Genomic DNA, 22,839 nt, shown 5'->3' with positions numbered 1-22,839 from the left:
AGAGGACCACCGCCGCCGGAGACCCATCGCTAGCGGGAAAGCGGTTCATTTCATCGCATTATGCTTTCGGCAGCGGCAAATTATGGATCTGGAGTACCGCCTTCGCCGCTTCCTGGCCCTTTTTGATGAAGTGCTGGCTGTAAAAATCGATGAACTCGGCGGCGGGCTGGAAGTTGTGTGGCGTCAGGGAGACGGAGAACACGGGGACTTCGGTCGCCAGCTGAGCCTGCATCAGGCCGCTGACCACGGCCTGGGCCACGAAGTCATGGCGATAGATGCCGCCATCGACCACCAGCGCGGCGCACACGATGGCATCATAGTTTCCGCTTTTTGCCAGCCGCTGGGCGAGAAGCGGCATTTCAAATGCGCCGGGAACATCCCAGCTGTCGAGCGCATAGTCGACCTGCTGACGATCCAGCTCCTGCTGAAAACCGCTCTGGGCCTGGCTGACGATGTCGCTGTGCCAGTTGGCTTTGATGAAGGCGACGTTTAACGATGGCATGACACACTCCTGTAAAATGAGCGCCTCAGGCGAGGCGCGTCTAATGATATCTCTTATATTCCGCTTTCAGCGCGAAGCAGCGGTACGGATTGGAACAGACTGTTAACATTATACTGTAATGTCAAGAGACGAAGCCCGCCTTTCTCCTATGCGCGGTACTTAATATGAATCCTGATACTGTTTAGCCCGCCTTCGCCGCTTTCTGGCAAAGCTAAGTGATTTAAATACTTTGTTATTTTTCGCGTTATCTCACATCTTCGGAGGTAAAAAAACAACGCGGAAAGAGTACCGGCAGTCATGGCAAAAAAACCGTCGATCTATTTGCATCAGCAGCAGCGCGACCTGATTCGTCAGCTTTCCCGAAGCTGGCTGTGGCGCAGTGAACTCCCCACCTGGCTATTAATTATAACGGTTTATGGCGGCTGGTTCGCGACGCTGGCCTGCTGGCAGAGGCTGGGCCTTTTCCCGGCCACCGTGCTGCTGATCTGGTTTAGCGCCTGGTATATGTCTTTGCAGCATGAGCTGATCCACGGCCACCCGACGTCGCGTCCCTGGCTGAACCAGCTCCTGGGTACCCTGCCGCTGGCGGTATGGTATCCCTACGGTCTCTATCGCGATTCGCACCTCGCGCACCATCACAACGTCAGCCTGACGCTGCCGGTGGACGATCCCGAATCCTACTATTTTACCGCGGAACGCTGGCGGCGTTTCGCCCCCTGGCAACGGCAGGTGATTCATCTGCGCAATACCTTTCCCGGCAGGCTGCTGCTGGCACCGCTGCTGGACATTATCCAGACGCTCGCCGGCGCGGTCAGCGCCTTTCGCCATCGTCAGGGCAAAGCAATGGCGATGTGGGGGATTCATGGCGTCCTGCTGGCGGGGGTCTTTGCGTGGATCGCCCGCTGTGATTTTTCGCTACTCTATTTCGTGCTGGCGGTCAGCTATCCGGCGCTGGCGCTAACCAAAGTCCGTTCCTTCCTGGAACACCGGGCCGCTGACGACCCGCTGGCCCGGTCGGTGATCAATGAGGCGGGGCTGCTGTGGCGGGTGCTGTTTCTTAACCTCAACTACCACGCCGTGCATCACGACCTGCCCGGCGTGCCCTGGTATGGTCTGCGCAAAATTTATCTGCGGGAGCGGGCGCATTACCAGCAGCGTAACCACGGTTTTCTGGTGCGCGGCTACGGCGAGTGGTGGCGCGCTTTTTGGTTTAAGGCGGTGAATGTCAACGCCCATCCCGGCGTCAGGGAAGCGCCCCCAGGAGAGAATCATGAGTGATGCGATCGATTTTCCGATGTATGCCATCGGTCTCGAGGAGACCCGCGCGCTCTGGACGGCGGTGCGGGAGCTGCTGCTGGCGCAGGGGATAGCGGTGGGTGAGGGGCCTGCGTCAGCAGCATCGCCGGATCTGCTCTCCCGCTGGCGTCAGCCGGATCTCCTTCTCAGCCAGACCTGTGGTTATCCGCTGGTCACCCAACTACCGCAGGTACAGACGGTGGGGTGCTTTCACTATTCGGCGCCCGGCTGTGAAGGGATCTATTATCGTAGCCTGCTGGTGGCGCGTGAGGCGGATAAAGGGCGGCAGCTGGCCGATTTTCGCGGCCGGCGGGTGATATGCAATTCGCCCGATTCGCAGTCCGGCTATAACGTACTGCTGAAAATGGTCGCCCCGCTCGCCCACGAAGGGCGCTTTTTCGCCGGGGTGATTTTTAGCGGCAGCCACCGACAATCGCTTATCGGCCTGCAGCAGGGGGCGGCGGATATCGCCGCCATCGACTGCGTCACCTGGGCGTTGCTGCGACGCCACGAGCCCGCGTTGCTCGATGGCCTGGCGGTGGTGGGGCAAAGTCCGCTGGCGCCGGGGCTGCCGCTGATCAGCGGGCCGCAAACGTCGGCGGCAACCCTCGCCGGCTTAAGAGCGGCGTTGCGCCAGCTGGTGAGCGCGCCGCGCTATCGCGATCTGTGCGAAGCGTTGCTGATCCGCGGTTTTAGCCCGCAGACCCGGGAAGCCTATTCTATGCTGCTGGCGTGGCGCGAAACGGCAAGAAACAGCGGCCTGACGCGGCTATAAAAGCCGGAGAAGGCCGGACCTTCTCCGCAACGTCCGTTAACCCGCGCCCTGCGCTTGCTGTAGGCGGGCAAAGCGGTTTTCCGCGGCCGGGAGGCCCAGCTTTTCCCGCAGCGTTCCTGGCCGATAGCCGTTATGCATCGCGCCGTTGCGTTGCAAAATGGGCACCACCTGCTCGACAAAGCGGTCAAAATCGCCCGGTAGGAGCGGGAACATCAGGTTAAAACCGTCGGCGGCGCCGGCCTGCCAGGTTTCGCTCAGCGCGCTGGCGACCTCTTCGGCGCTGCCCATCAACAGCCAGCTGTCGGAGCTTTGCAGCAGCAGACGACCCAGTTCGAGAATCGTCAACGCCGGGTCGTAATGGCGGATCAGCCGCAGCGCGGTGCGAATACCGTCAAAGGTCTCTTCATCCGGCAGCGGCGGCAGCGGCTGGTCGACAGGATAGGGGCTGAGATCCATCCGCAGGTAGGAGGAGAGCAGATCGATCGCCATCTGGTCGCTCATCAGGCGGTCGTTGAGCTGCTGGCGCGCCGCTTTTTCCGCATTTGAGTTGACCACCACCGGCAGGACGCCGGCAATGATTTTGAAATGCGCCGGGTCGCGTCCCTTCGCCTGCAGCCGCTGATTCATCTCCTGACGATAGGCCAACCCCTCCTCGATAGACTTAATAAACACGAAATGCATATCGGCCCAGCTCGCCGCCAGGTTTTTCCCCGCCTCCGATGACCCCGCCTGTACCAGCACCGGATGGCCCTGCGGCGGGCGCGGTACGTTCAGCGGCCCGCGCACGTTAAAGAACTCCCCCTGATGGTTGAGAGAGTGCACCTTCTGCCGATCGGCAAATAGACCGCTCGCTTTGTCATACAGCACGGCGTCGTCTTCCCAGGAGTCCCACAGTCGGGTGACAACGTCGATAAACTCACCGGCGCGCTGGTAGTGGTTGCCATGCTGCGGTAGCTGGTCGAGGCCGAAATTCGCCGCTTCCTCCTCCAGCCATGAGGTGACCACGTTCCAGCTGGCCCGGCCGTTGCTCAGCAGGTCGAGCGAGGCAAAATAGCGCGCCAGGTTATACGGTTCGTTATATGACGTGGAGGCGGTCCCCATCAGGCCAATGTGCTCGGTGACGGCCGCCAGCGCAGAAAGCAGGGTGATAGGCTCCAGTCGCGCGTTGGCGTAGTGCGTCAGACCGCTGGGCACCGTATCCCAGATGGCGATATGATCGGCGACAAAGATGGCGTCGAGACTGGCCGCCTCGGCTTTTTTCGCCAGGCTGGCATAATAGTTCAGGGTAAAGATTTCTTTGCCGGGCGCCTGCGGGTGGCGCCATGAGAAGCGGTAATCTCCCTGGGGATTAAAGAAAAACAGGTTCAGAATCATCGGGTTTTTAGACATGGATGCGGCTCGTTTTGGTGATGGCCATCCCTGGCCGGGGAGATTACCGGCGCGTGAGGTTGGCATTAACCCACTGTTCGGCGACGGCGGCCGGATCTTTGTGCTGCAGATCGACCTGCTGATTCAGTTCGATCAGCGCCGCGTTGTCGAGCTTGCCGGAGATGTCATTGAGGACGTTGCCGATCTCCGCAGTCAGGCTGGCCTTGCGCACCAGCGGCACCACGTTCTGACTGGGTTGCTCGTGCTTATCGTCGACCAGAACCACCCAGTCCTCTTTCGCCAGGTTACCCTGCGTAGAGACTACGGTGGCGACATCGATTTTGCCGGAGTTCAGCGCCAGGCGGGTCAACGGTCCGCCCATATCCAGCGACTTCACCGCCTTAAACTCAAGGCCGTAGACGCGCTTGAGGCCCGGGAGTCCAAGCGCGCGAACCGCCAGCTCCGGCGGCCCGCCGATGGTCAGCTCATGGGCGATCGGCTGAAGATCGGAAAGCGTTTTTAAATGGTATTTTTTCGCCGTCTCCGCGCGTACCGCCCACGCGGTAATTGAGGTGGCCGGCGAGGGGGCGAGCAGGGTGAAGTCGGCAGGCAGCACCTTCGCCAGCTCCGCTCTGACGTCGCGTTGCCGGGTGGCCAGCGTTTTGCCGTCATAATAGTTGAGCAGGGCGCCAAGATACTCCGGCACGATATCGATCTCACCGCTCGCCAATGCCGGCAGAATAATCTCGCGGTTGCCGAGATTGAGTCGGGTTTTCACCTCGATATTATTTTTCTTTAACGCGCTGGCATAAATATTGGCGAGAATCGAGCTCTCGGTAAAATTAGCGCCGCCGACGGTCACGCTTTCCGCCAGGGCGCTAAAACTCAGGCTCACTAATCCGGCGGCCAATAATGAAATGCGCAAACGGCGATGATGAACAGAAAACCCCGGTATATGTTTCATAGTGCCTCTTTCAGTGCAGGTGATTTATGGTTATTGGATGTTGACTCAATACTCTGGCGCGAGGGGGGTATGGGTCACGCTTCGGTTAAGAGAGGAAAAGAGCAGTTCGCAGCCGATGGCCAGCAGCGAGACCACCAGCGAGCCGGCGATAACCTGCGGGATATCCCGTTGCCCCAGACCGTCAATCAGGAAGCGGCCCAGGCCGCCAAGACCGGCATAGGCGGCGACCACCGCGGTGGCGATCAGCTGAACCAGCGCCGTGCGCATCCCGGCGAAAATCAGCGGCGAGGCCAGCGGGATACGGAGCTGCCAGAGGCTTTGCCATGGCGTCATTCCCAGCGCGGTGGCCGCATCGCACAGCGAGCGATCGGCGTGATAAATTCCCACCCAGGCGTTGGTGAGAATGGGCGGAATCGACATCGCCACCAGCGCAGTGAATAGCGGAATATCATTAAAGCCAAATAAAATAATGCACAGCAAAATCAGCCCTAATGAGGGGATGGCGCGGCCAATATTAAACAGGTTGATAATTAAAAAGGCGCCTTTACGCCAGTAGCCGAGCGCAATACCCAGCGGCAGGGCGATGGCCGAGGCGATCAGCATGCTGATGAGCACATAATAAATATGCTCGCCCAGACGGATCAAAATACCCGCCTCGCCGAGCCAGTGTTCGGGCTGTGTCAGCCAGCGGAACGTTGCCAGTAAGATATCCATTAGCGTGCCCAGGGGGTTATCCAATAGCCGACGCGCGCTATCAGTGAGTCCAGTACCAATGACAGCATGAGGCTGAGAGCCAGGCTGACAACAATGGGGGTGAGAAAATCCTGGTTAAAGCCCGCCAGCAGCAGCTGCCCCAGTCCGCCCTGGCCAATCAGGGCGGTGACGGTCACCAGCCCGACCAATGTCACGGCGGCAATGCGCAGGCCGGCAAACAGAGCAGGCGCCAGCAGATGCAGCTCAATATCAATAAAACGATACCCGCGGGTGTAGCCGAGCGCGCGCGCGGATTCCAGCACGGCAGCTGGCAGTTTCTCAATCCCGGCGACGACGTTGCGTACCAGGATCAGCAACGAATAGAGCGTTAACCCGATGACCGACGTGGTAAGCGACAGGCCGGTAAAAGGCAGCAGGAGAATAAAGAGCGCCAGCGACGGGATGGTAAACAAAATCCCGCACAGATAAATTAACGGCTGGGCGGCCGCGGGCCAGCGCAGCGTCAGGCCGATCAAGGCCCCCGTCAGGAGGGTAGCGAACAACAGCGAGACGCAGACCAGCTGCGTATGTTGCCACAGCAGTTCGCCGATCATGACGTCGTTATCGACGATCCAGCGCCAGTCAATCATAGCGGCGTATTTCCACATGGCCGTCCAGGACGTGCCGGAGCAAGGTGTGAGAAATGCTGCCCTGGTATTGCCCGTCGGCATCGACATGAACCAGCACGCCGCCGGGCGCATCGAGTAGCGCGCTGTAGGCAAAGCGCAGGCTGTTCGCCGCCGCTAACGGCGGCGCGAGCGGCAGGTTAAGGCGTTTATCCGGATCAAACCAGTGCAGCGGACGCTGCTGGCTATCCAGCACCAGCCGCAGCGGGCTGTTCACCACAGGATGGGGGCTGGCGATCGGCGCCAGACTTTCATCTATCAGCGCGACATCATGTCGCGGCAGCTGGCCGACCTGGATCATTCCCAGGCGTTGCAGATTCGGTTCCGGGCCGATAAAGCGGCGGACGAACTCGCTGGCCGGATGCGCCAGAAGATGGTCCGGGCTGGCAAATTGCGCCAGCGCGCCTCCTTCTTCAAAGATCGCGATTTTATCGCCCAGCCGAATGGCTTCATTGATGTCGTGCGTGACCAGAACGATGGTTTTATGCAGGCGCTGCTGCAGGAGTAACAGCTCATCCTGCAGACGCTGGCGCACCACCGGGTCAATCGCGGCGAACGGTTCGTCCATCAACAGAATCGGCGGATCGGCCGCCAGCGCCCGGGCAATGGCCACGCGCCCCTGCTGTCCGCCGGAGAGCTGATGCGGGTAGCGCGTCAGCAGATGGCGATCCAGAGACATCAGGTCAACCAGCTCGTCAATGCGCGCGCGGATCTGCGCTTTGCTCCAGCCCAGCAGCCTGGGCACCGTTGCGATATTTTGTGCTACCGTGCGATGGGGAAACAGGGCGGCGCTTTGCATGACAAAGCCAATGCTGCGGCGTACCTGAATAATATCGGCCTGCGCAATATTGACCCCCTGGACATACACGTTGCCGGAGTCCGGTTTATCGAGCTGATTTATCATGCGTAATATCGTGGTCTTGCCGCATCCGCTGGGGCCGACGAAAGTGCAAAACTCACCGCGATTAATCATCAGGTTAAGGCCGCGTATTGCCGCGTGCGCGCTGCCGGGGTAGGTCTTGTTGATGTTTTCTAATCTGATCATGGGGAATAGTAGCGCTCTGAATTTACTGGAAATTTATAATTTTCATCGGCGGAGATGCATAAAAAACAAATTACAGAGAGGCATCAGGGAGGGCAAATACGTTATTTGCATTTGCATAGTTGGAATGCGCGGGTTTTTGCCGTTCTTGTCCGCCTGATTAGCACGTTGTTTTCATGATTTGTGATGCTCAGCACAAATGGCTATAGGGTTGGTTTTTGTTCGTATGAAAAATTGCATTTGATTTTAATCAAGAAATTACGTGCTGGAAAAATGACAAAATGCAGTGTTAAATTTATGTTTTAAATGATGGTGGGTTTGTATGAAATAGTTTGCGTAATAATGAATAAAACATACTTTTACAAACAAATAAGGCCAAAAAGTGTGACCTCCTGCGATATTTAAACCAGGGAAAATCTTATTTGTCATTATATTTTATTATTTACGCCGTGAGTTTAATGATGATTTCGACGAATAATCCCCCCGATAGCGGTTAAATATCAAACTCCGACCCCGTAAAATAGCCTAAAAATTAACCTTTGTTATCCCCATAAAATATTTTTATCCGCGCATATTTTTTTGACTGAAATCATGATTATTTTTGGTTTTTTTAATTTAACTGTTTGAAATTTATCTTTGTTTTTTGGTTTAGCTCGCCAGGTAAAATACCGCTTCGAGGTGTTTGTGAGTGGTCTCACATAACCGTGCGATCGCCATTTGCTACACTCCACGGCGTCGAGAAAATAAATAAAGTGGGTTGCTATGAATACGATTCCTCTGCCAAAAACACAGCACCTGGTGGTTTTCCAGGAAGTGATCAGAAGTGGTTCCATTGGCTCGGCGGCAAAAGAATTAGGATTAACGCAACCGGCGGTCAGTAAAATCATTAATGATATTGAGGCTTATTTTGGCATTGAGCTGGTGGTGCGGAAAAATACCGGCGTGACGTTGACCAATGCCGGCCAGGTGCTGCTGTCGTGGTCTGAGTCGATCACCCGCGAAATGAAGAACATGGTGAATGAGATGAACAGCATGACCTGCAATACGGTCGTTGACGTCTCCTTCGGCTTCCCGTCGCTGATTGGTTTTACCTTTATGTCTGACATGATCCATAAGTTCAAAAAGGTGTTCCCCAAAGCCCAGGTCTCCATGTACGAAGCGCAGCTCTCCTCATTCCTGCCGGCGATTCGCGACGGACGGCTCGACTTCGCCATCGGTACGCTGAGCGATGAAATGAAACTCCACGATCTGCACGTGGAGCCGTTGTTTGAATCCGAGTTTGTGCTGGTGGCCAGTAAATCCCGAACACGCACCGGCACCACCACGCTGGAATCGTTGCACAACGAACAGTGGGTGTTGCCACAAACCAATATGGGTTATTACAGTGAGCTCCTCGCCACCCTACAGCGCAGCGGCATCAACAGTGAAAACATTGTTAAAACCGACTCCGTCGTCACGATTTATAATCTTGTTCTCAATGCTGATTTCCTGACAGTTATTCCCTGCGATATGGTCACGCCGTTCGGTTCCAACCAGTTTATTACCATTCCCGTTGAACAGGCCTTACCGGTGGCGCGCTATGCGGCGATTTGGTCGAAGAATTATCGAATCAAAAATGCCGCCTCGGTATTGGTGGAATTAGCGAAAGAATACTCAGCCTATAATGGCTGCAGGAGACGCCAGTTAATTGAAGTTGACTGATTAAACGAGCTTATTTTTATTAATTATAAATTCATACCAGCGCGCTGATTTTCAGCCTTTGGTAACGGCTAACTATACCCTGAATAATTTAAATTGTCGCATCATCGCCGGTTGTTTATCCGACTGCGGAACGGACAGTTTGAAGCGTGAGGGGATGATGATTTAATACCCTGATCAAGAGGCTATAATGCATATTACATACGATCTCCCGGTTGCCATTGAAGATATCCTCGAAGCAAAAAAAAGATTAGCAGGTAAGATTTATAAAACGGGAATGCCGCGCTCGAATTATTTCAGCGAGCGTTGTCAAGGCGAAATATTCCTCAAGTTTGAAAATATGCAGCGCACCGGATCTTTTAAAATCCGCGGTGCGTTTAATAAGCTTAGCTCATTAAGCGAAGCGGAAAAACGCAAGGGGGTGGTGGCCTGTTCCGCCGGTAACCATGCGCAAGGGGTCTCGCTTTCCTGCGCGATGCTCGGCATTGACGGCAAAGTGGTGATGCCAAAGGGGGCGCCGAAATCGAAGGTGGCCGCCACCTGCGATTATTCCGCGGAGGTCATTCTTCACGGCGACAACTTTAACGATACCATCGCCAAAGTTAGCGAAATTGTTGAGCTCGAAGGCCGTATTTTTATTCCGCCTTATGACGACGCCAAAGTGATTGCCGGACAGGGCACCATTGGTCTGGAAATTATGGAAGATCTGTATGATGTCGATAATGTCATTGTGCCAATTGGCGGCGGCGGTCTGATTGCCGGAATCGCCATTGCGATTAAATCCATCAACCCGACGATTAGAATTATTGGCGTCCAGTCCGAAAATGTCCACGGCATGGCGGCATCGTATTATGCGGGGGCGATCACCAACCATCGTACCAACGCCACCTTAGCCGACGGCTGTGATGTTTCGCGTCCGGGAAATCTGACCTATGAAATTGTGCGCGAACTTGTCGACGATATTGTGCTGGTCAGTGAAGATGAAATTCGACATAGCATGGTGGCATTAATTCAGCGGAATAAAGTGATTACTGAAGGGGCTGGCGCGTTGGCCTGCGCCGCATTATTAAGCGGCAAGTTAGATAGCTATATCCAGAACCGAAAAACGGTCAGCATTATTTCTGGTGGCAATATCGACCTTTCCCGCGTTTCGCAAATTACGGGTTTAGTTGACGCTTAATCTTATTGTTGAGGACAGGATATGAGTACTACTGATAGCATTGTATCCAGCGAGACAAGACAGTCATCCTGGCGTAAATCGGACACCACCTGGACGCTGGGATTATTTGGTACCGCCATCGGCGCCGGGGTGCTCTTTTTCCCCATTCGCGCCGGGTTTGGCGGGCTGATCCCGATTCTGTTAATGCTGGTTTTAGCCTACCCCATCGCCTTCTACTGCCACCGGGCGCTGGCGCGTTTATGCCTCTCCGGTTCTAATCCTTCCGGCAACATTACGGAAACGGTGGAAGAGCACTTTGGTAAGACCGGCGGGGTGGTGATCACGCTCCTGTATTTCTTTGCCATTTGCCCGCTGCTATGGATATACGGCGTTACCATCACCAATACCTTTATGACCTTCTGGGAAAACCAGCTCCAGATGCCGGCGCTGAACCGCGGCTTTGTGGCGCTGTTCCTGCTGCTGCTGATGGCGTTCGTCATCTGGTTCGGGAAGGACCTGATGGTTAAGGTGATGAGTTTTCTGGTCTTCCCGTTTATCGCCAGTTTGATTCTGATTTCACTGTCGCTGATTCCTTACTGGAACTCTGCGGTTATCGATCAGGTTCATCTCAGCGATATCGCCTTAACCGGCCACGATGGCATCCTGGTGACCGTATGGCTGGGGATCTCGATCATGGTCTTCTCCTTTAACTTCTCGCCCATCGTCTCTTCTTTCGTGGTTTCAAAGCGGGAAGAGTATGAAAAGGATTTCGGTCGCGACTTTACCGAGCGCAAATGTTCACAAATTATCTCCCGCGCCAGCATGCTGATGGTGGCGGTGGTCATGTTCTTCGCCTTTAGCTGCCTGTTTACGCTGTCTCCGCAAAACATGGCGGATGCCAAAGCGCAGAATATTCCGGTGCTCTCGTATCTGGCCAATCACTTTGCGGCCATGTCCGGCAGCAAATCGACTTTCGCCACGGTACTGGAATACGGCGCGTCGATTATTGCGCTGGTGGCTATTTTCAAATCGTTCTTCGGCCACTACCTCGGCACCCTGGAAGGTCTGAACGGGCTGATTCTTAAGTTTGGCTATAAAGGCGATAAAACACAGGTCTCCACCGGCAAACTGAACACCATCAGCATGGTCTTCATTATGGGCTCCACCTGGGTTGTGGCCTACGCCAACCCCAATATTCTCGACCTGATTGAAGCGATGGGCGCGCCAATTATTGCCTCGCTGCTGTGCCTGTTGCCGATGTACGCCATCCGTAAAGCGCCGTCGCTGGCGAAATACCGTGGCCGGCTGGATAACGTGTTCGTCACCGTGGTGGGATTACTGACCATCCTGAACATCGTCTACAAACTGTTTTAATTAAGCTCGGGACCCGCGGAGTCGTAACATGAATGAGTTTCCGGTAGTACTGGTGATTAACTGTGGATCGTCTTCAATTAAATTTTCAGTCCTCGATGCCACCACCTGTGATGTATTAATGGCGGGGATTGCCGATGGTATTAATACGGAACAGGCCTTTTTATCGATTAACGAAGGAGAGCCAGTAAAACTGCCTCACCGCAGTTACGAAGGCGCATTAAAGGCGATGGTATTTGAACTGGAAAAACGCGCTTTAATGGCCAGCGTGGCCTTAATTGGCCACCGTATTGCCCACGGCGGAAATATATTTACCGAATCGGTGATGATTACCGATGAAGTCATGGAGAATATCCGCCGGGTTTCTCCGCTGGCCCCGCTGCATAATTACGCCAACCTCAGCGGTATTGAGTCTGCACAACAGCTCTTTCCCGGCGTCAGGCAAGTGGCGGTATTTGATACCAGCTTCCATCAGACGCTGGCGCCGGAAGCGTATCTCTACGGGCTGCCGTGGAAATATTATGAGCAGCTGGGCGTGCGCCGCTATGGCTTCCACGGGACCTCGCATCGCTATGTGGCTCAGCGGGCACATAGGCTGCTGGATCTGGCGGTAGAGGATTCGGGGGTGGTGATTGCCCACCTTGGCAACGGGGCCTCTATCTGCGCGGTGCGCAACGGGCAGAGCGTGGATACCTCGATGGGCATGACCCCGCTGGAGGGGCTGATGATGGGCACCCGCAGCGGGGATGTGGACTTCGGCGCGATGGCGTGGATCGCCAGCGAAACCCACCAGACTCTGAGCGACCTGGAGCGGGTGGTGAACAAAGAGTCCGGGCTGTTAGGCATTTCCGGCCTCTCTTCTGATCTGCGGGTGCTGGAGAAAGCATGGCATGCCGGCCATGAGCGCGCGCAGCTGGCGATCGGGACCTTTGTCCATCGTATTGCCCGACATATTGCCGGACATGCCGCGTCGCTGCATCGCCTGGACGGTATTATTTTCACCGGCGGCATTGGCGAAAACTCGGTATTAATTCGCCGTCTGGTGATTGACCATCTGGCGGTGCTGGGGGTGAGGTTAGATCCGCAGATGAATAATTTACCTAATTCCCATGGTGAAAGAGTGATTTCCGCACTGCGCTCTCAGGTTATTTGCGCCGTTATTCCCACCAATGAAGAGAAAATGATTGCCCTCGATGCGATTCACTTAGGAAAAATTAACGCACCAGCGGAATTCGCATAACTTATTTTTGTCCTGTAGAGAGACTATTTTTCATGAAGGTAGATATCGATACCAGCGATATGCTGTATGCCGAAGCGTGGCAAGGTTTTAAAGGTACGGACTGGCAGCACGAAATTAATGTCCGCGATTTTATTCAGCACAACTATACGCCATATGAAGGGGATGAATCATTTCTCGCTGAAGTGACGCCGGCCACCGCGGCGCTGTGGGAAAAGGTGATGGCGGGTATTCATATTGAAAACGCGACCCATGCGCCGGTCGATTTCGACACCAATATTGCGACCTCCATTACCGCGCATGACGCCGGATATATCGACCAGGAACTGGAAAAGATCGTCGGCCTGCAAACCGACCAACCGCTGAAGCGAGCTCTGCATCCGTTCGGCGGCATCAATATGATCAAAAGTTCCTTCGATGCCTATGGCCGGGAAATGGATGCCCACTTTGCGTATCTGTTTACCGAGCTGCGCAAAACACACAACCAGGGAGTATTCGATGCCTACTCCCCGGATATGCTGCGTTGCCGCAAATCCGGGGTGCTGACCGGTCTGCCGGACGGCTATGGCCGCGGACGGATTATCGGCGACTATCGCCGCGTGGCGCTGTATGGCATCCGCTATCTGGTGCGTGAGCGCGAGCTGCAGTTTGCCGATCTGCAGGCAAATCTCGAGTACGGACAGAATCTGGAAGCGACCATTCGCCTGCGGGAAGAGCTGGCGGAGCACCGCCGGGCGCTGCTGCAAATGCAGGAGATGGCGGCGAAGTACGGCTGCGATATCTCGCGCCCGGCGCGCAATGCGCAGGAGGCGGTGCAGTGGCTCTACTTTGCCTATCTGGCGGCGGTGAAATCGCAGAACGGCGGCGCCATGTCGCTGGGCCGTACCGCAACCTTCCTCGATATCTACATTGAGCGCGACTTCAACGCCGGCTGCCTGACGGAGCGGCAGGCGCAGGAACTGATCGACCACTTCATTATGAAGATCCGCATGGTGCGCTTCCTGCGCACTCCGGAATTCGACACTCTGTTCTCCGGCGACCCTATCTGGGCTACCGAGGTGATCGGCGGAATGGGGCTGGACGGGCGTACCCTGGTTAGCAAGAACTCGTTCCGCTACCTGCATACCCTGCACACCATGGGGCCGGCGCCGGAGCCAAACCTGACGGTGCTGTGGTCCGAAGCGTTACCGGTGGCCTTCAAAAGGTATGCGGCCCAGGTCTCCATCGTCACCTCATCTTTGCAGTATGAAAATGACGATCTGATGCGGGTGGATTTTGACAGCGACGATTACGCCATTGCCTGCTGCGTCAGCCCGATGATTATCGGTAAGCAGATGCAGTTCTTCGGCGCGCGCGCCAACCTCGCCAAAATCCTGCTGTACGCCATCAACGGCGGGGTGGACGAGAAGCTGAAGATCCAGGTGGGTCCGAAGATGGCGCCGCTGCTGGACGACGTGCTGGACTATGAAACGGTGATGGCCAGCCTCGATCGCTTTATGGACTGGCTGGCGGTGCAGTACATCAGCGCGCTGAATATCATCCACTACATGCACGACAAGTATAGCTACGAAGCTTCGCTGATGGCGCTGCACGATCGCGACGTCTATCGCACCATGGCCTGCGGGATCGCCGGGCTGTCGGTCGCGGCGGATTCGCTGTCGGCTATTAAGTACGCCCAGGTGAAACCGGTACGCGACCACACCGGACTGGCGGTTGATTTTGTTATCGACGGCGACTATCCGCAGTACGGCAATAACGATCGGCGGGTCGACAGCATCGCCTGCGATCTGGTCGAGCGCTTTATGAAGAAAATTAAAGTGCTGCCGACCTACCGCAACGCCGTCCCGACCCAGTCGATTCTGACTATCACCTCCAACGTGGTGTACGGCCAGAAAACCGGCAACACCCCGGACGGCCGCCGGGCCGGAACGCCGTTTGCGCCGGGGGCCAACCCGATGCACGGCCGTGACCGCAAAGGGGCGGTGGCGTCGCTGACCTCCGTGGCGAAGCTGCCGTTTGCCTACGCCAAAGACGGCATCTCCTACACCTTCTCCATCGTCCCTGCGGCGCTGGGCAAAGAGGCGGGCGTTCGCAAAACCAACCTCGTGGGCCTGCTGGATGGCTACTTCCATCACGAAGCGCAGGTCGAGGGCGGTCAGCACCTGAATGTCAACGTGATGAACCGGGAGATGCTGATGGATGCCATCGCTCACCCGGAAAACTACCCGAACCTGACGATTCGCGTCTCCGGCTATGCCGTACGCTTCAATGCGCTGACGCGCGAACAGCAGCAGGACGTCATTTCACGCACCTTTACCCAGGCGCTTTAACGCCGGAGGAACGATGAGAAAGAGGATTGCAACACAACGCGCGCCCGGCGCTATCGGCCCCTATGTACAGGGTGTCGATCTGGGCAACCTGGTGCTGACCTCGGGGCAAATTCCGCTCTGCCCGCACACCGGCAATATTGCCGACAACGTTGCCGATCAGGCGCGGCAAAGCCTGGAAAACGTCAAAGCGATTGTCATGGCGGCGGGACTGGAAGTGGGCAGTATCGTCAAGACCACCGTGTTCATCACCGATCTTAACGACTTTGCCACCATCAACCAGGTGTATCAGCAGTTCTTCGATGAGCATCAGGCCGCCTATCCGGCACGCAGCTGCGTGCAGGTTGCCCGACTGCCGAAGGATGTGAAGCTGGAAATTGAAGCCATCGCCCTACGTGAAGTCTGAAGTTCCGGCGGCGGGGCGTGCGCTCCGCCGCCAGCAGGAGAGTGGCATCCGCTCTTTACTGAACGGTAAGCCGAGGGGGGAGATATGATTAGCACATTCGATATTTTTAAAGCGGGCATCGGTCCTTCCAGCTCGCATACCGTCGGGCCGATGAATGCCGGGAAACGGTTTATCGATCGCCTGGTAAGGCTGGGGGATATTTCCCAGGTTACGCGGATTGTGGTCGATCTGTTTGGTTCTCTGTCGCTGACCGGGAAAGGCCATGCTACCGATGTCGCCATTATTATGGGGCTGGCGGGAAACAGCCCGCAAAGCGTGGATATCGACGCCATCGCCGGCTTTATTCAGCAGGTGACCCGCAGCGGACGCCTGCCGGTCGCCAACGGTGCGCAGACCGTGGACTTCGATATTACGCAAGATATTATTTTCCACACCGAAACGCTGCCGTTTCACGAAAATGGCCTGCGTATCACCGCGTGGAACGGCATAAGCCCGTGGGAAAGTCAAACCTATTACTCTATCGGCGGCGGCTTTATTGTCGAAGAAGGGGGGACGGAGCAGGCGCATGATGCGCAACGCCCGGTACCCTTTGATTTCCGCTCGGCCGCCGACCTGCTGCACCTGTGCGCGCGCAACGGACTTTCGGTCTCCGGGCTGATGATGCAAAACGAGCTGGCGCTGCGCGGTAAAGCGGAGATTGATGCCGGTTTTATGCGCATCCACGCGGTGATGTGCGACGGCATCGACCGGGGGATGAATACCGAAGGGGTACTGCCCGGCCCGCTGAACGTTCCGCGTCGCGCGGCGGCGTTAAGGCGACGGCTGGTCTCCAGCGATAGCCTCTCCAGCGATCCGATGAACGTCATCGACTGGATCAATATGTTCGCCCTGGCGGTCAGCGAGGAGAACGCCGCGGGCGGGCGGGTGGTTACCGCGCCGACCAACGGCGCGTGCGGCATTATTCCCGCGGTGCTGGCCTATTACGATAAATTCCGTCGCCCGGTCAACGCCGGTTCGCTGGCCCGCTATCTGCTGGCGGCCGGGGCGATTGGCGGGCTGTATAAAATGAATGCCTCCATTTCCGGGGCCGAAGTGGGCTGCCAGGGGGAGATAGGCGTCGCCTGTTCAATGGCGGCGGCCGGCCTGACCGAACTGCTTGGCGGCAGTCCGGCACAGGTTTGCATTGCGGCCGAAATTGCGATGGAGCATAACCTGGGACTGACCTGCGATCCGGTGGCCGGTCAGGTGCAGATCCCCTGTATTGAACGTAATGCCATCAACGCGGTAACAGCGGTGAATGCCGCGCGGATGGCGCTGCGTCGAACCTCCGAGCCGCAGGTTTCGCTGGATAAGGTTATCGAGACCATGTATGAAACCGGCAAGGATATGAACGATAAGTACCGCGAAACCTCCCGCGGCGGGCTGGCGATCAAGGTTGTTTGTACGTAGTCATTTCCGCAAAGACGGGGCGGCGTGTCGCTCCCGGTTGCGTCGCATGATCGGGTTCAGAACGGGCTGTCATTTCTGGCGTGGATGGGCTCCCCGCTGACGGGATGGACAAAGTGCAGCTCACTGGCATGCAGCATCAGGCGCGGGGTCCTTTCGCTACCGGGAAACGACAGGCCCCCGTAGAGATCGCAGCCTAAAATCGGGTGTCCCCGCAGCTGACAGTGGATGCGCAGCTGATGGGTGCGCCCGGTCTCCGGGAACAGCTGCACCCGGGTCACCGCCAGCGCGCTACCGTCTTCCCCCCTGCGCTGCAGACGTTCCAGCACCCGATAGCGTGAGCGGGCGGGCTTGCCGCGGGTTGCACAAATCGTCATCCGTGGGAAGCGCGGCGGATCTTTGGCGATAGGCGCATCAATGACCCCTTCATCGTCAAGCAGATGACCGCACAGCAAGGCGCTGTAAACTTTACTCACCGTTCGCTGGCTGAACTGCTGGCAGAGCGCGGCGTTGATCGCCTTATTTCTGGCGACCACCATCAGCCCGGAAGTCCCAAAATCCAGGCGGTGAACCAGGGTGCAGCCGGGGAACGCCTGCACCAGCCGATAGTGAACCGAATCGAGATTTTGCGGATTTTTCCCCGACAGGCTGAGCAGGCCGCCGGGTTTGTTAATCAACAGCAGGTGTTCATCCTGATAGAGGATCGCTATCGGGGTATGGCACGGTGGCGCAACGAAAGTATCGACAAGGGTGGACATGGCGTGGCACTTAAAAAGGGTGGCAGCGGATGATAGCGAATTTTTCGCCCTCTGGCGACCGCCGGCGCTGAGCTGGGGGAGGCGTGCCGCCAGGCCGTAGCGTTCAGCCGACGGGGGAAAGGGGCGATGGCCCGGCGAAAATGCTCACCAAAAATAAGGGGGTTATGCGATGGCGCTCATTATTTCATTGATAATAAGTCTCATCTGCATTTAAATGGCGATGCCGCGACCGATCGCCCATCAGGCTATCCGGCATGCGTAGGATGGTGCGGAAGGTGCGGCGCAGACCGATATCATTGAGCAGACACCTTGTCAGGGAGAGACGATGGAAAGCGTAAAATACGGTGAAGAGTTTATTGCCAGGAGTAAAGCGGTAAGCGGATGTTTTGCGATGTTTATCCTGGCGATGGGCATCACCTTTTTTCCCCTTTTTATTAATAACAGCGCCGACCTGATGGCTCGCGGGCTGCTTATCCCGCTGCTGTTGGCGACAGAGTTTCTTATTATTGTTCCCCTTTACTACTTCTTCTTCAGGAAAAGAGAGGGGCTGGGGCGCGGGAGCGTCGATCTGAAAACGCTGCTGTCGCTGTTTGCCATCATTCTGCTTCTGCAGTGTATTTTTCCGTGGCTGACGGGGATGAGCAAGCCCGAAGGCTGGAGCGTCTCCCAGGTGGCGCTCCCGGGATATCTCTTCTGGCTCAATGCCATCGCGATGGTGGTGCTTGCCCCCGTATACGAAGAGATTGTCTTTCGCGGCTGCCTGTTTAACGCCTTCCGCTTCTGGTTCAACGATCGGATTTACGGGTCAGCGATTGCGGTGTCCGTGCTGTTTTCGCTTATGCATCTGCAGTATTCCGATTTTCGCACCTTCCTGCTGTTATTCATGATCTCATTAACCCTGGTGGCGGCCAGGGTGAAATCAAAGGGGCTCCTGATGCCGATCCTGCTGCATAGCGCAATGAACGCCATGGTGCTCGGCATCCAGTACAGCGCCTGGGGAGCGGGCGCCGCAGGCTAAAGCCGGCTTCATATCTCAACGCTGCGGCGCAAACAGGGCGCCCTCCAGCGCTTTGAACTGCTGCCAGCTGACATCATCGATTTCAATACCGTGCTGCAGGCGATATTGCCGCTGCTGCTGCTCCGCATCGCCGGGCAGCAGCAGCCCGTCGTCGTCCCGCGATGTTCGGGTCCATGCCAGCATGTCGGCCACGGCCTCGCTATAGCGCTCGCCCGCGCCGAGCAGGGTCGGGTCGAAGACGATCGACAGCATGTTGTTGATGATACCGGGCCCGGCGGGAGGCGGGGCGCTTTCGGTTTCTCCGCCGGTCAACGCCGCGCCGAGCAGGCTGCAGATCAGCGCCAGTCCGGCGCCTTTATGGGCGCCGAACGCCAGCAGCGCGCCGAGCGGCTCCTGCATCAGCCAGCGCGGATCGCGGGTCGGGTTGCCCGCATTATCCACAGCGCAGCCCGGCGGCAGCTCCCGTCCCGCGTTCCAGGCGATGCGCGCTTTGTTGCCGGCAATCGTGCTGGTCGCGAAATCAAGCACTACAGGCGGCCTGCCGGCGACAGGAATACCGACGCAGAAAGGGTTGGTGCCAAAGCGCGGGCGCTGGCCATTGAACGGCAGCACCACCGAGCGGGCGCCGACGTTAGCGAAATGTAAGGAGACCAGCCCCGCCGCCGCCGCCTGTTCTGCCCAGGCGCCGATGCGCCCAAGATGATGGGTCTGCGCCAGGCCCATAATACACACGCCAAACTGCCGCACCCGCAAAATGGCCTGTTCGATAGCCAGCCGACCGGTCAGCTGGCCAAAACCGTTGCCGCCGTGAAAGGAGATAACGGGCCCGGCATCGCGGAGCAGCCGCGGAGTGGCCTGCGGATCGAGTTCCCCGGCCCGAATGGCCTGGATATAGCGGGGAATAAGCGTGACCCCGTGCGAGTCATGGCCTTGCAGCGACGACTCGACAAGATTATCCGCCACTTCGCCGGCAATAGTCTCCGTCACTCCGGCTTCCTGCAGATGCTGGCGTAAATAACGACGTAGCTCATGATGATTGAAAACCGGCATAACCGCTCCCTGTTTATTCCACTCAACAATATGAGCGGCAAACTATAGCGCCGTTTATTTCTTAACATAACGACAGAAACTAACTTTATATATCTGAAAAACGCATAGTGATAATCGGGTGTTAATTCTTGCCGGCAAAATAGACCACGATGTCATTTAACTGTTATCACCTGACGGACGTCCGGATTAACGGGAATAATATATAGCAATAAATAATTTATTAATCCCGGGAAATGGCTTCAGGATAAATCGACTTTTTTATATACGCCTCAGGATATGACGGCGATCGGTGGGTTGATTATTGACGGGAGCGGCAATGAATTTACGGCAAGGCAACGGGATATCTTATCGATGGAAACGGTCGGCAACGGCCTTATTCCTGTTCAGTACCCTGCTGGCGGCGACCGGGGCCAGGGCAGAGGGCACCATCGGTATTGCCCAGCAATACGGCATTGGCTATCTGATCCTCGACGTGGTGAGAGATCATCAGCTGATCGAAAAGCATGGCAAGGATGAAGGGCTGGATATCAAAGTCGAATGGCGAACGCTGTCCGGGGCCACCGGACTCAATGAAGGGCTGCTTTCCGGTGCGCTGGACGTGGTGGCCGCCGGCGTCCCGCCGGCGCTGACGCTGTGGGACCGCACCCGGGGCAAGCAGAATGTCAAAGCTATCGCCGCATTAGGGTCGATGCCGAACTACCTGCTGAGTAACAACCCGGCGGTGAAGAGCGTGCAGGATCTGAGCAGCAAAGACCGTATCGCGGTACCCGCCGCCGGGGTGGGTTTTCAGTCGCGGACGCTGCAGATAGAGAGCGCGCGGCTGTTTGGCGCCGCTGACTATAAGCGCTTCGATAACATTACGGTCAGCCTCCCGCACCCGGACGCCAGCGCGGCGCTGATTGGCGGAAAATCGGAAATTACCGCCCATTTTTCCAGCCCGCCTTTTCAGTATCAGGCGCTGGAGCATGCCGGTATTCATAAAATATTAAGCTCCTATGATGTATTAGGCGGACCGGGAACCTTTAATCTGCTCTATACCACGGAGAAATTTCATGATGACAATCCAAAAACCTATCGCGCCTTTTTCGCTGCCTTAGCGGAAGCGCAGGAAATCATTAAAGCCGATAAAGCCGGGGCCGCGCAATCCTATATTCGGGTGGAACAGTCTAAGCTCCCGGCGGCGTTTATCGAGAAAATGATCGCAGACCCGGAAAATAATTTCACTATTACCCCGCAGCGGACGTTTGTTTATGCCGATAAGCTGTATCAACTGGGGATACTGAAACATAAAGCCGAATCCTGGAAAGATTATTTCTTTAGCGAAGCGTATACCCTGCCGGGGAGTTGATATGTCTGAAATATCCGCCGCATTACCGCCGCCGCTGCTGCGCGTTGAGGGCGTTAATCTGCAATACCGCACCCGCGAGCGGCTGGTGCAGGCCACCCATGACGTCAGCTTTGACGTCTGGCCGGGGGACCGGTTTGTCCTGCTTGGGCCGTCCGGCTGCGGAAAATCCAGTTTACTGAAAGCCATTGGCGGGTTTCTGCCCCCGGTCTCCGGGGCGATCCGCCTGGCGGGAGAAACGGTTAATCGCCCTGGCCCCGATCGGATGATGGTTTTTCAGGAGTTTGACCAGCTGCCGCCGTGGAAAACGGTGGCGGAAAACATCGCTTTCCCGCTGATCGCCAGCCGCCGGGCGGGGCGAGCGGAGGCGATGGAGCGCGCGGAGTACTTTCTGCATAAGGTGGGGCTCGGCGCGTTTCGCCATGCTTACCCCAATACGCTCTCCGGCGGGATGAAGCAGCGGGTCGCCATTGCGCGCGCGCTGGCGCTGCATCCCCAGGTCCTGCTGATGGACGAGCCTTTTGCCGCCCTCGATGCGTTGACCCGGCGCAAAATGCAGGAGGAGCTGCTTAGCCTGTGGCAAGAGGTGCGGTTTACGCTGCTGTTTGTCACCCATTCCATCGAAGAGGCGCTAATCGTCGGCAGCCGGGTACTGCTGCTGTCGCCGCATCCCGGGCGGGTGAAGGCCGAGCTGAACTGCCATCAGTACACGCTGGCGGACGCCGGCGGGGAGGGGTTCCAGGCCGATGTCGCGCGGATCCACGACCTGTTATTTCCGCCCCCGGCATCACCCGAGGTCGGCGCAAAGGATCATCACTCAGGGAGTCAATATGAGCAACCTACCTCCTGTCCGGCCTGAATTTCAGCGCGAGCTGCCGCCGCTGGAGAATTTCACTCTTGCCGAACCGCTGCCGCTGCTCGTGCGGCTGGGAAATCAGGCGTGGCTGCGTAAATCCCTGTTGCTGCTGGTGCTGATCGCCGTATGGGAAGGGGCGGCGCGCTGGCAAAACAATGATCTGATGTTTCCCGGTTTCTGGCAAACCTTTACCGCCCTGCATGAGGATATCGCGAGCGGCGAGCTGCTCCGCCGGGCGTGGCTGTCGGTCAGTTTGCTGTTAAAAGGCTATCTGCTGGGTACGCTTCTGGCGCTGCTCATCAGCGCGCTGGCTATCTCGACGCGCCCTGGCCGGGATTTACTGAGCACCCTGACGGCGATGTTTAACCCGCTTCCCGCCATCGCGCTGCTGCCGCTGTCGCTGCTGTGGTTCGGCCTGGGGAACGCGAGCCTGGTGTTTGTGATCGTCCATTCGGTGATATGGCCAATGGCGCTGAATACCTGGTCCGGCTTTATGGGGGTGCCGGAGACGCTGAAAATGACCGGGCGTAACTATGGATTAACCGGATGGCGTTACGTGCTGTGGATCCTGATCCCCGCCGCGCTGCCGGCGCTGCTCTCGGGGCTGAAAATCGGCTGGGCCTTTGCCTGGCGGACGTTGATTGCGGCGGAGCTGGTGTTTGGCGCGTCGAGCGGCAGCGGCGGGCTCGGCTGGTACATTTTTCAGAACCGCAACGAGATGTATACCGACCGGGTGTTCGCCGGGCTGGTCATGGTCACCGCCATTGGCCTGCTGGTTGAGGGGCTGGTATTTGCGACGCTGGAAAGGCTGACGGTGAAACGCTGGGGTATGCAGAACTAGC

General features: G+C 57.0%; 21 protein-coding genes. 13 read left to right on the top strand and 8 right to left on the bottom strand.

The window, feature by feature from the left end; all coding sequences use genetic code 11:
- Positions 1-58: 58 nt before the first annotated feature.
- The gene (locus EDF73_RS00225; RefSeq protein ID WP_132724571.1) at positions 59-502 is read right to left on the bottom strand and encodes a 6,7-dimethyl-8-ribityllumazine synthase; all 444 of its coding nucleotides are present in this window, start codon (positions 500-502) and stop codon (positions 59-61) included.
- A 297-nt stretch (positions 503-799) separates the two neighbouring features.
- Between EDF73_RS00225 and EDF73_RS00220 the strand changes: the two genes are divergently transcribed.
- Both EDF73_RS00220 and EDF73_RS00215 read left to right on the top strand, forming a co-directional pair.
- A complete protein-coding gene (locus EDF73_RS00220) occupies positions 800-1,780 on the top strand; it encodes a fatty acid desaturase (protein ID WP_132724569.1) in 981 nt (326 codons plus the stop codon).
- Positions 1,773-2,573, top strand: a complete 801-nt coding sequence (locus tag EDF73_RS00215; protein WP_132724567.1) for a PhnD/SsuA/transferrin family substrate-binding protein — start codon at positions 1,773-1,775, stop codon at positions 2,571-2,573. The genes EDF73_RS00220 and EDF73_RS00215 overlap by 8 nt, the downstream gene beginning before the upstream one ends.
- Positions 2,574-2,609: 36 nt before the next feature.
- On the opposite strand, the gene EDF73_RS00210 is transcribed toward EDF73_RS00215, so the two are convergent.
- Genes EDF73_RS00210 through EDF73_RS00190 form a run of 5 tightly spaced genes read right to left on the bottom strand, consistent with a single transcriptional unit; the run spans position 2,610 to position 7,329 of the window.
- Positions 2,610-3,962: an LLM class flavin-dependent oxidoreductase gene (locus tag EDF73_RS00210; protein WP_132724565.1), complete on the bottom strand. Its 1,353-nt coding sequence runs from the start codon at positions 3,960-3,962 to the stop codon at positions 2,610-2,612.
- 43 nt (positions 3,963-4,005) lie between these two features.
- Positions 4,006-4,905: an ABC transporter substrate-binding protein gene (locus EDF73_RS00205; RefSeq protein WP_132724563.1), complete on the bottom strand. Its 900-nt coding sequence runs from the start codon at positions 4,903-4,905 to the stop codon at positions 4,006-4,008.
- A 45-nt stretch (positions 4,906-4,950) separates the two neighbouring features.
- On the bottom strand, positions 4,951-5,619 hold the full coding sequence (locus EDF73_RS00200) for an ABC transporter permease (RefSeq protein WP_132724561.1): 669 nt from the start codon (positions 5,617-5,619) through the stop codon (positions 4,951-4,953).
- Positions 5,619-6,248, bottom strand: coding sequence for an ABC transporter permease subunit (locus tag EDF73_RS00195; RefSeq protein ID WP_132724559.1), 630 nt, complete (start codon positions 6,246-6,248; stop codon positions 5,619-5,621). The genes EDF73_RS00200 and EDF73_RS00195 overlap by 1 nt, the downstream gene beginning before the upstream one ends.
- On the bottom strand, positions 6,241-7,329 hold the full coding sequence (locus tag EDF73_RS00190; RefSeq protein WP_132724557.1) for an ABC transporter ATP-binding protein: 1,089 nt from the start codon (positions 7,327-7,329) through the stop codon (positions 6,241-6,243). The genes EDF73_RS00195 and EDF73_RS00190 overlap by 8 nt, the downstream gene beginning before the upstream one ends.
- A gap of 759 nt (positions 7,330-8,088) precedes the next feature.
- On the opposite strand from EDF73_RS00190, the gene tdcA reads away from it, so the two are divergent.
- The 7 genes from tdcA to tdcG all read left to right on the top strand — a co-directional run bounded on the left by tdcA (position 8,089) and on the right by tdcG (position 16,973).
- A complete protein-coding gene (tdcA, locus tag EDF73_RS00185; protein WP_132724555.1) occupies positions 8,089-9,027 on the top strand; it encodes a transcriptional regulator TdcA in 939 nt (312 codons plus the stop codon).
- A 187-nt stretch (positions 9,028-9,214) separates the two neighbouring features.
- A complete protein-coding gene (tdcB, locus tag EDF73_RS00180; RefSeq protein WP_132724553.1) occupies positions 9,215-10,204 on the top strand; it encodes a bifunctional threonine ammonia-lyase/L-serine ammonia-lyase TdcB in 990 nt (329 codons plus the stop codon).
- Between the two features lie 21 nt (positions 10,205-10,225).
- Positions 10,226-11,557 carry a threonine/serine transporter TdcC gene (tdcC, locus tag EDF73_RS00175; protein WP_132724552.1) on the top strand — a complete coding sequence of 444 codons (1,332 nt, stop codon included), beginning with the start codon at positions 10,226-10,228 and terminating at the stop codon, positions 11,555-11,557.
- 28 nt (positions 11,558-11,585) lie between these two features.
- Complete coding sequence (gene tdcD / locus EDF73_RS00170) at positions 11,586-12,794, top strand: propionate kinase (RefSeq protein ID WP_132724550.1); 1,209 nt, start codon at positions 11,586-11,588, stop codon at positions 12,792-12,794.
- Positions 12,795-12,826: 32 nt separating this feature from the next.
- Positions 12,827-15,121, top strand: coding sequence for a formate C-acetyltransferase (gene pflB, locus EDF73_RS00165; protein WP_132724548.1), 2,295 nt, complete (start codon positions 12,827-12,829; stop codon positions 15,119-15,121).
- Positions 15,122-15,134: 13 nt separating this feature from the next.
- Positions 15,135-15,524, top strand: coding sequence for an enamine/imine deaminase (locus EDF73_RS00160; protein WP_132724546.1), 390 nt, complete (start codon positions 15,135-15,137; stop codon positions 15,522-15,524).
- Positions 15,525-15,608: 84 nt separating this feature from the next.
- Positions 15,609-16,973, top strand: coding sequence for an L-serine ammonia-lyase (gene tdcG / locus EDF73_RS00155; protein ID WP_132724544.1), 1,365 nt, complete (start codon positions 15,609-15,611; stop codon positions 16,971-16,973).
- A 56-nt stretch (positions 16,974-17,029) separates the two neighbouring features.
- Here tdcG and EDF73_RS00150 read toward each other — a convergent pair whose 3' ends face one another.
- On the bottom strand, positions 17,030-17,728 hold the full coding sequence (locus tag EDF73_RS00150) for an RluA family pseudouridine synthase (protein WP_132724542.1): 699 nt from the start codon (positions 17,726-17,728) through the stop codon (positions 17,030-17,032).
- Between the two features lie 325 nt (positions 17,729-18,053).
- On the opposite strand from EDF73_RS00150, the gene EDF73_RS00145 reads away from it, so the two are divergent.
- A complete protein-coding gene (locus tag EDF73_RS00145; protein ID WP_132724540.1) occupies positions 18,054-18,746 on the top strand; it encodes a type II CAAX endopeptidase family protein in 693 nt (230 codons plus the stop codon).
- A 15-nt stretch (positions 18,747-18,761) separates the two neighbouring features.
- Here EDF73_RS00145 and EDF73_RS00140 read toward each other — a convergent pair whose 3' ends face one another.
- Entirely contained in the window at positions 18,762-19,796 is a 1,035-nt protein-coding gene (locus tag EDF73_RS00140; protein ID WP_132724538.1) for a malate/lactate/ureidoglycolate dehydrogenase, read from the bottom strand.
- Between the two features lie 316 nt (positions 19,797-20,112).
- On the opposite strand from EDF73_RS00140, the gene EDF73_RS00135 reads away from it, so the two are divergent.
- The 3 genes from EDF73_RS00135 to EDF73_RS00125 are packed head-to-tail and all read left to right on the top strand — an operon-like array spanning position 20,113 to position 22,838.
- Positions 20,113-21,144, top strand: a complete 1,032-nt coding sequence (locus tag EDF73_RS00135) for an ABC transporter substrate-binding protein (RefSeq protein ID WP_132724536.1) — start codon at positions 20,113-20,115, stop codon at positions 21,142-21,144.
- Between the two features lies 1 nt (position 21,145).
- On the top strand, positions 21,146-22,000 hold the full coding sequence (locus EDF73_RS00130) for an ABC transporter ATP-binding protein (protein ID WP_132724534.1): 855 nt from the start codon (positions 21,146-21,148) through the stop codon (positions 21,998-22,000).
- Positions 21,972-22,838 carry an ABC transporter permease gene (locus tag EDF73_RS00125; protein ID WP_132724532.1) on the top strand — a complete coding sequence of 289 codons (867 nt, stop codon included), beginning with the start codon at positions 21,972-21,974 and terminating at the stop codon, positions 22,836-22,838. Before EDF73_RS00130 ends, EDF73_RS00125 begins: the two co-directional genes overlap by 29 nt.
- The last annotated feature ends 1 nt before the right edge of the window (position 22,839 follow it).

The organism is Klebsiella sp. BIGb0138 (genome assembly GCF_004342285.1).
Lineage (GTDB): Bacteria > Pseudomonadota > Gammaproteobacteria > Enterobacterales > Enterobacteriaceae > Klebsiella.
This window is presented reverse-complemented; position numbering and strand designations above follow the sequence as displayed.

Excerpts from the sequence above, each read along its gene's own strand:
- EDF73_RS00145 (WP_132724540.1), top strand. The coding sequence starts at position 18,054 with ATGGAAAGCGTAAAATACGGTGAAGAGTTTATTGCCAGGAGTAAAGCG.
- EDF73_RS00125 (WP_132724532.1), top strand. The coding sequence starts at position 21,972 with ATGAGCAACCTACCTCCTGTCCGGCCTGAATTTCAGCGCGAGCTGCCG.
- tdcD (WP_132724550.1), top strand. The coding sequence starts at position 11,586 with ATGAATGAGTTTCCGGTAGTACTGGTGATTAACTGTGGATCGTCTTCA.
- tdcC (WP_132724552.1), top strand. The coding sequence starts at position 10,226 with ATGAGTACTACTGATAGCATTGTATCCAGCGAGACAAGACAGTCATCC.
- EDF73_RS00135 (WP_132724536.1), top strand. The coding sequence starts at position 20,113 with ATGAATTTACGGCAAGGCAACGGGATATCTTATCGATGGAAACGGTCG.
- tdcB (WP_132724553.1), top strand. The coding sequence starts at position 9,215 with ATGCATATTACATACGATCTCCCGGTTGCCATTGAAGATATCCTCGAA.
- tdcA (WP_132724555.1), top strand. The coding sequence starts at position 8,089 with ATGAATACGATTCCTCTGCCAAAAACACAGCACCTGGTGGTTTTCCAG.
- EDF73_RS00130 (WP_132724534.1), top strand. The coding sequence starts at position 21,146 with ATGTCTGAAATATCCGCCGCATTACCGCCGCCGCTGCTGCGCGTTGAG.
- EDF73_RS00205 (WP_132724563.1), bottom strand. The coding sequence starts at position 4,905 with ATGAAACATATACCGGGGTTTTCTGTTCATCATCGCCGTTTGCGCATT.
- pflB (WP_132724548.1), top strand. The coding sequence starts at position 12,827 with ATGAAGGTAGATATCGATACCAGCGATATGCTGTATGCCGAAGCGTGG.
- EDF73_RS00195 (WP_132724559.1), bottom strand. The coding sequence starts at position 6,248 with ATGATTGACTGGCGCTGGATCGTCGATAACGACGTCATGATCGGCGAA.
- EDF73_RS00160 (WP_132724546.1), top strand. The coding sequence starts at position 15,135 with ATGAGAAAGAGGATTGCAACACAACGCGCGCCCGGCGCTATCGGCCCC.
- EDF73_RS00220 (WP_132724569.1), top strand. The coding sequence starts at position 800 with ATGGCAAAAAAACCGTCGATCTATTTGCATCAGCAGCAGCGCGACCTG.
- EDF73_RS00215 (WP_132724567.1), top strand. The coding sequence starts at position 1,773 with ATGAGTGATGCGATCGATTTTCCGATGTATGCCATCGGTCTCGAGGAG.
- EDF73_RS00140 (WP_132724538.1), bottom strand. The coding sequence starts at position 19,796 with ATGCCGGTTTTCAATCATCATGAGCTACGTCGTTATTTACGCCAGCAT.
- EDF73_RS00225 (WP_132724571.1), bottom strand. The coding sequence starts at position 502 with ATGCCATCGTTAAACGTCGCCTTCATCAAAGCCAACTGGCACAGCGAC.
- tdcG (WP_132724544.1), top strand. The coding sequence starts at position 15,609 with ATGATTAGCACATTCGATATTTTTAAAGCGGGCATCGGTCCTTCCAGC.
- EDF73_RS00190 (WP_132724557.1), bottom strand. The coding sequence starts at position 7,329 with ATGATCAGATTAGAAAACATCAACAAGACCTACCCCGGCAGCGCGCAC.
- EDF73_RS00210 (WP_132724565.1), bottom strand. The coding sequence starts at position 3,962 with ATGTCTAAAAACCCGATGATTCTGAACCTGTTTTTCTTTAATCCCCAG.
- EDF73_RS00150 (WP_132724542.1), bottom strand. The coding sequence starts at position 17,728 with ATGTCCACCCTTGTCGATACTTTCGTTGCGCCACCGTGCCATACCCCG.
- EDF73_RS00200 (WP_132724561.1), bottom strand. The coding sequence starts at position 5,619 with ATGGATATCTTACTGGCAACGTTCCGCTGGCTGACACAGCCCGAACAC.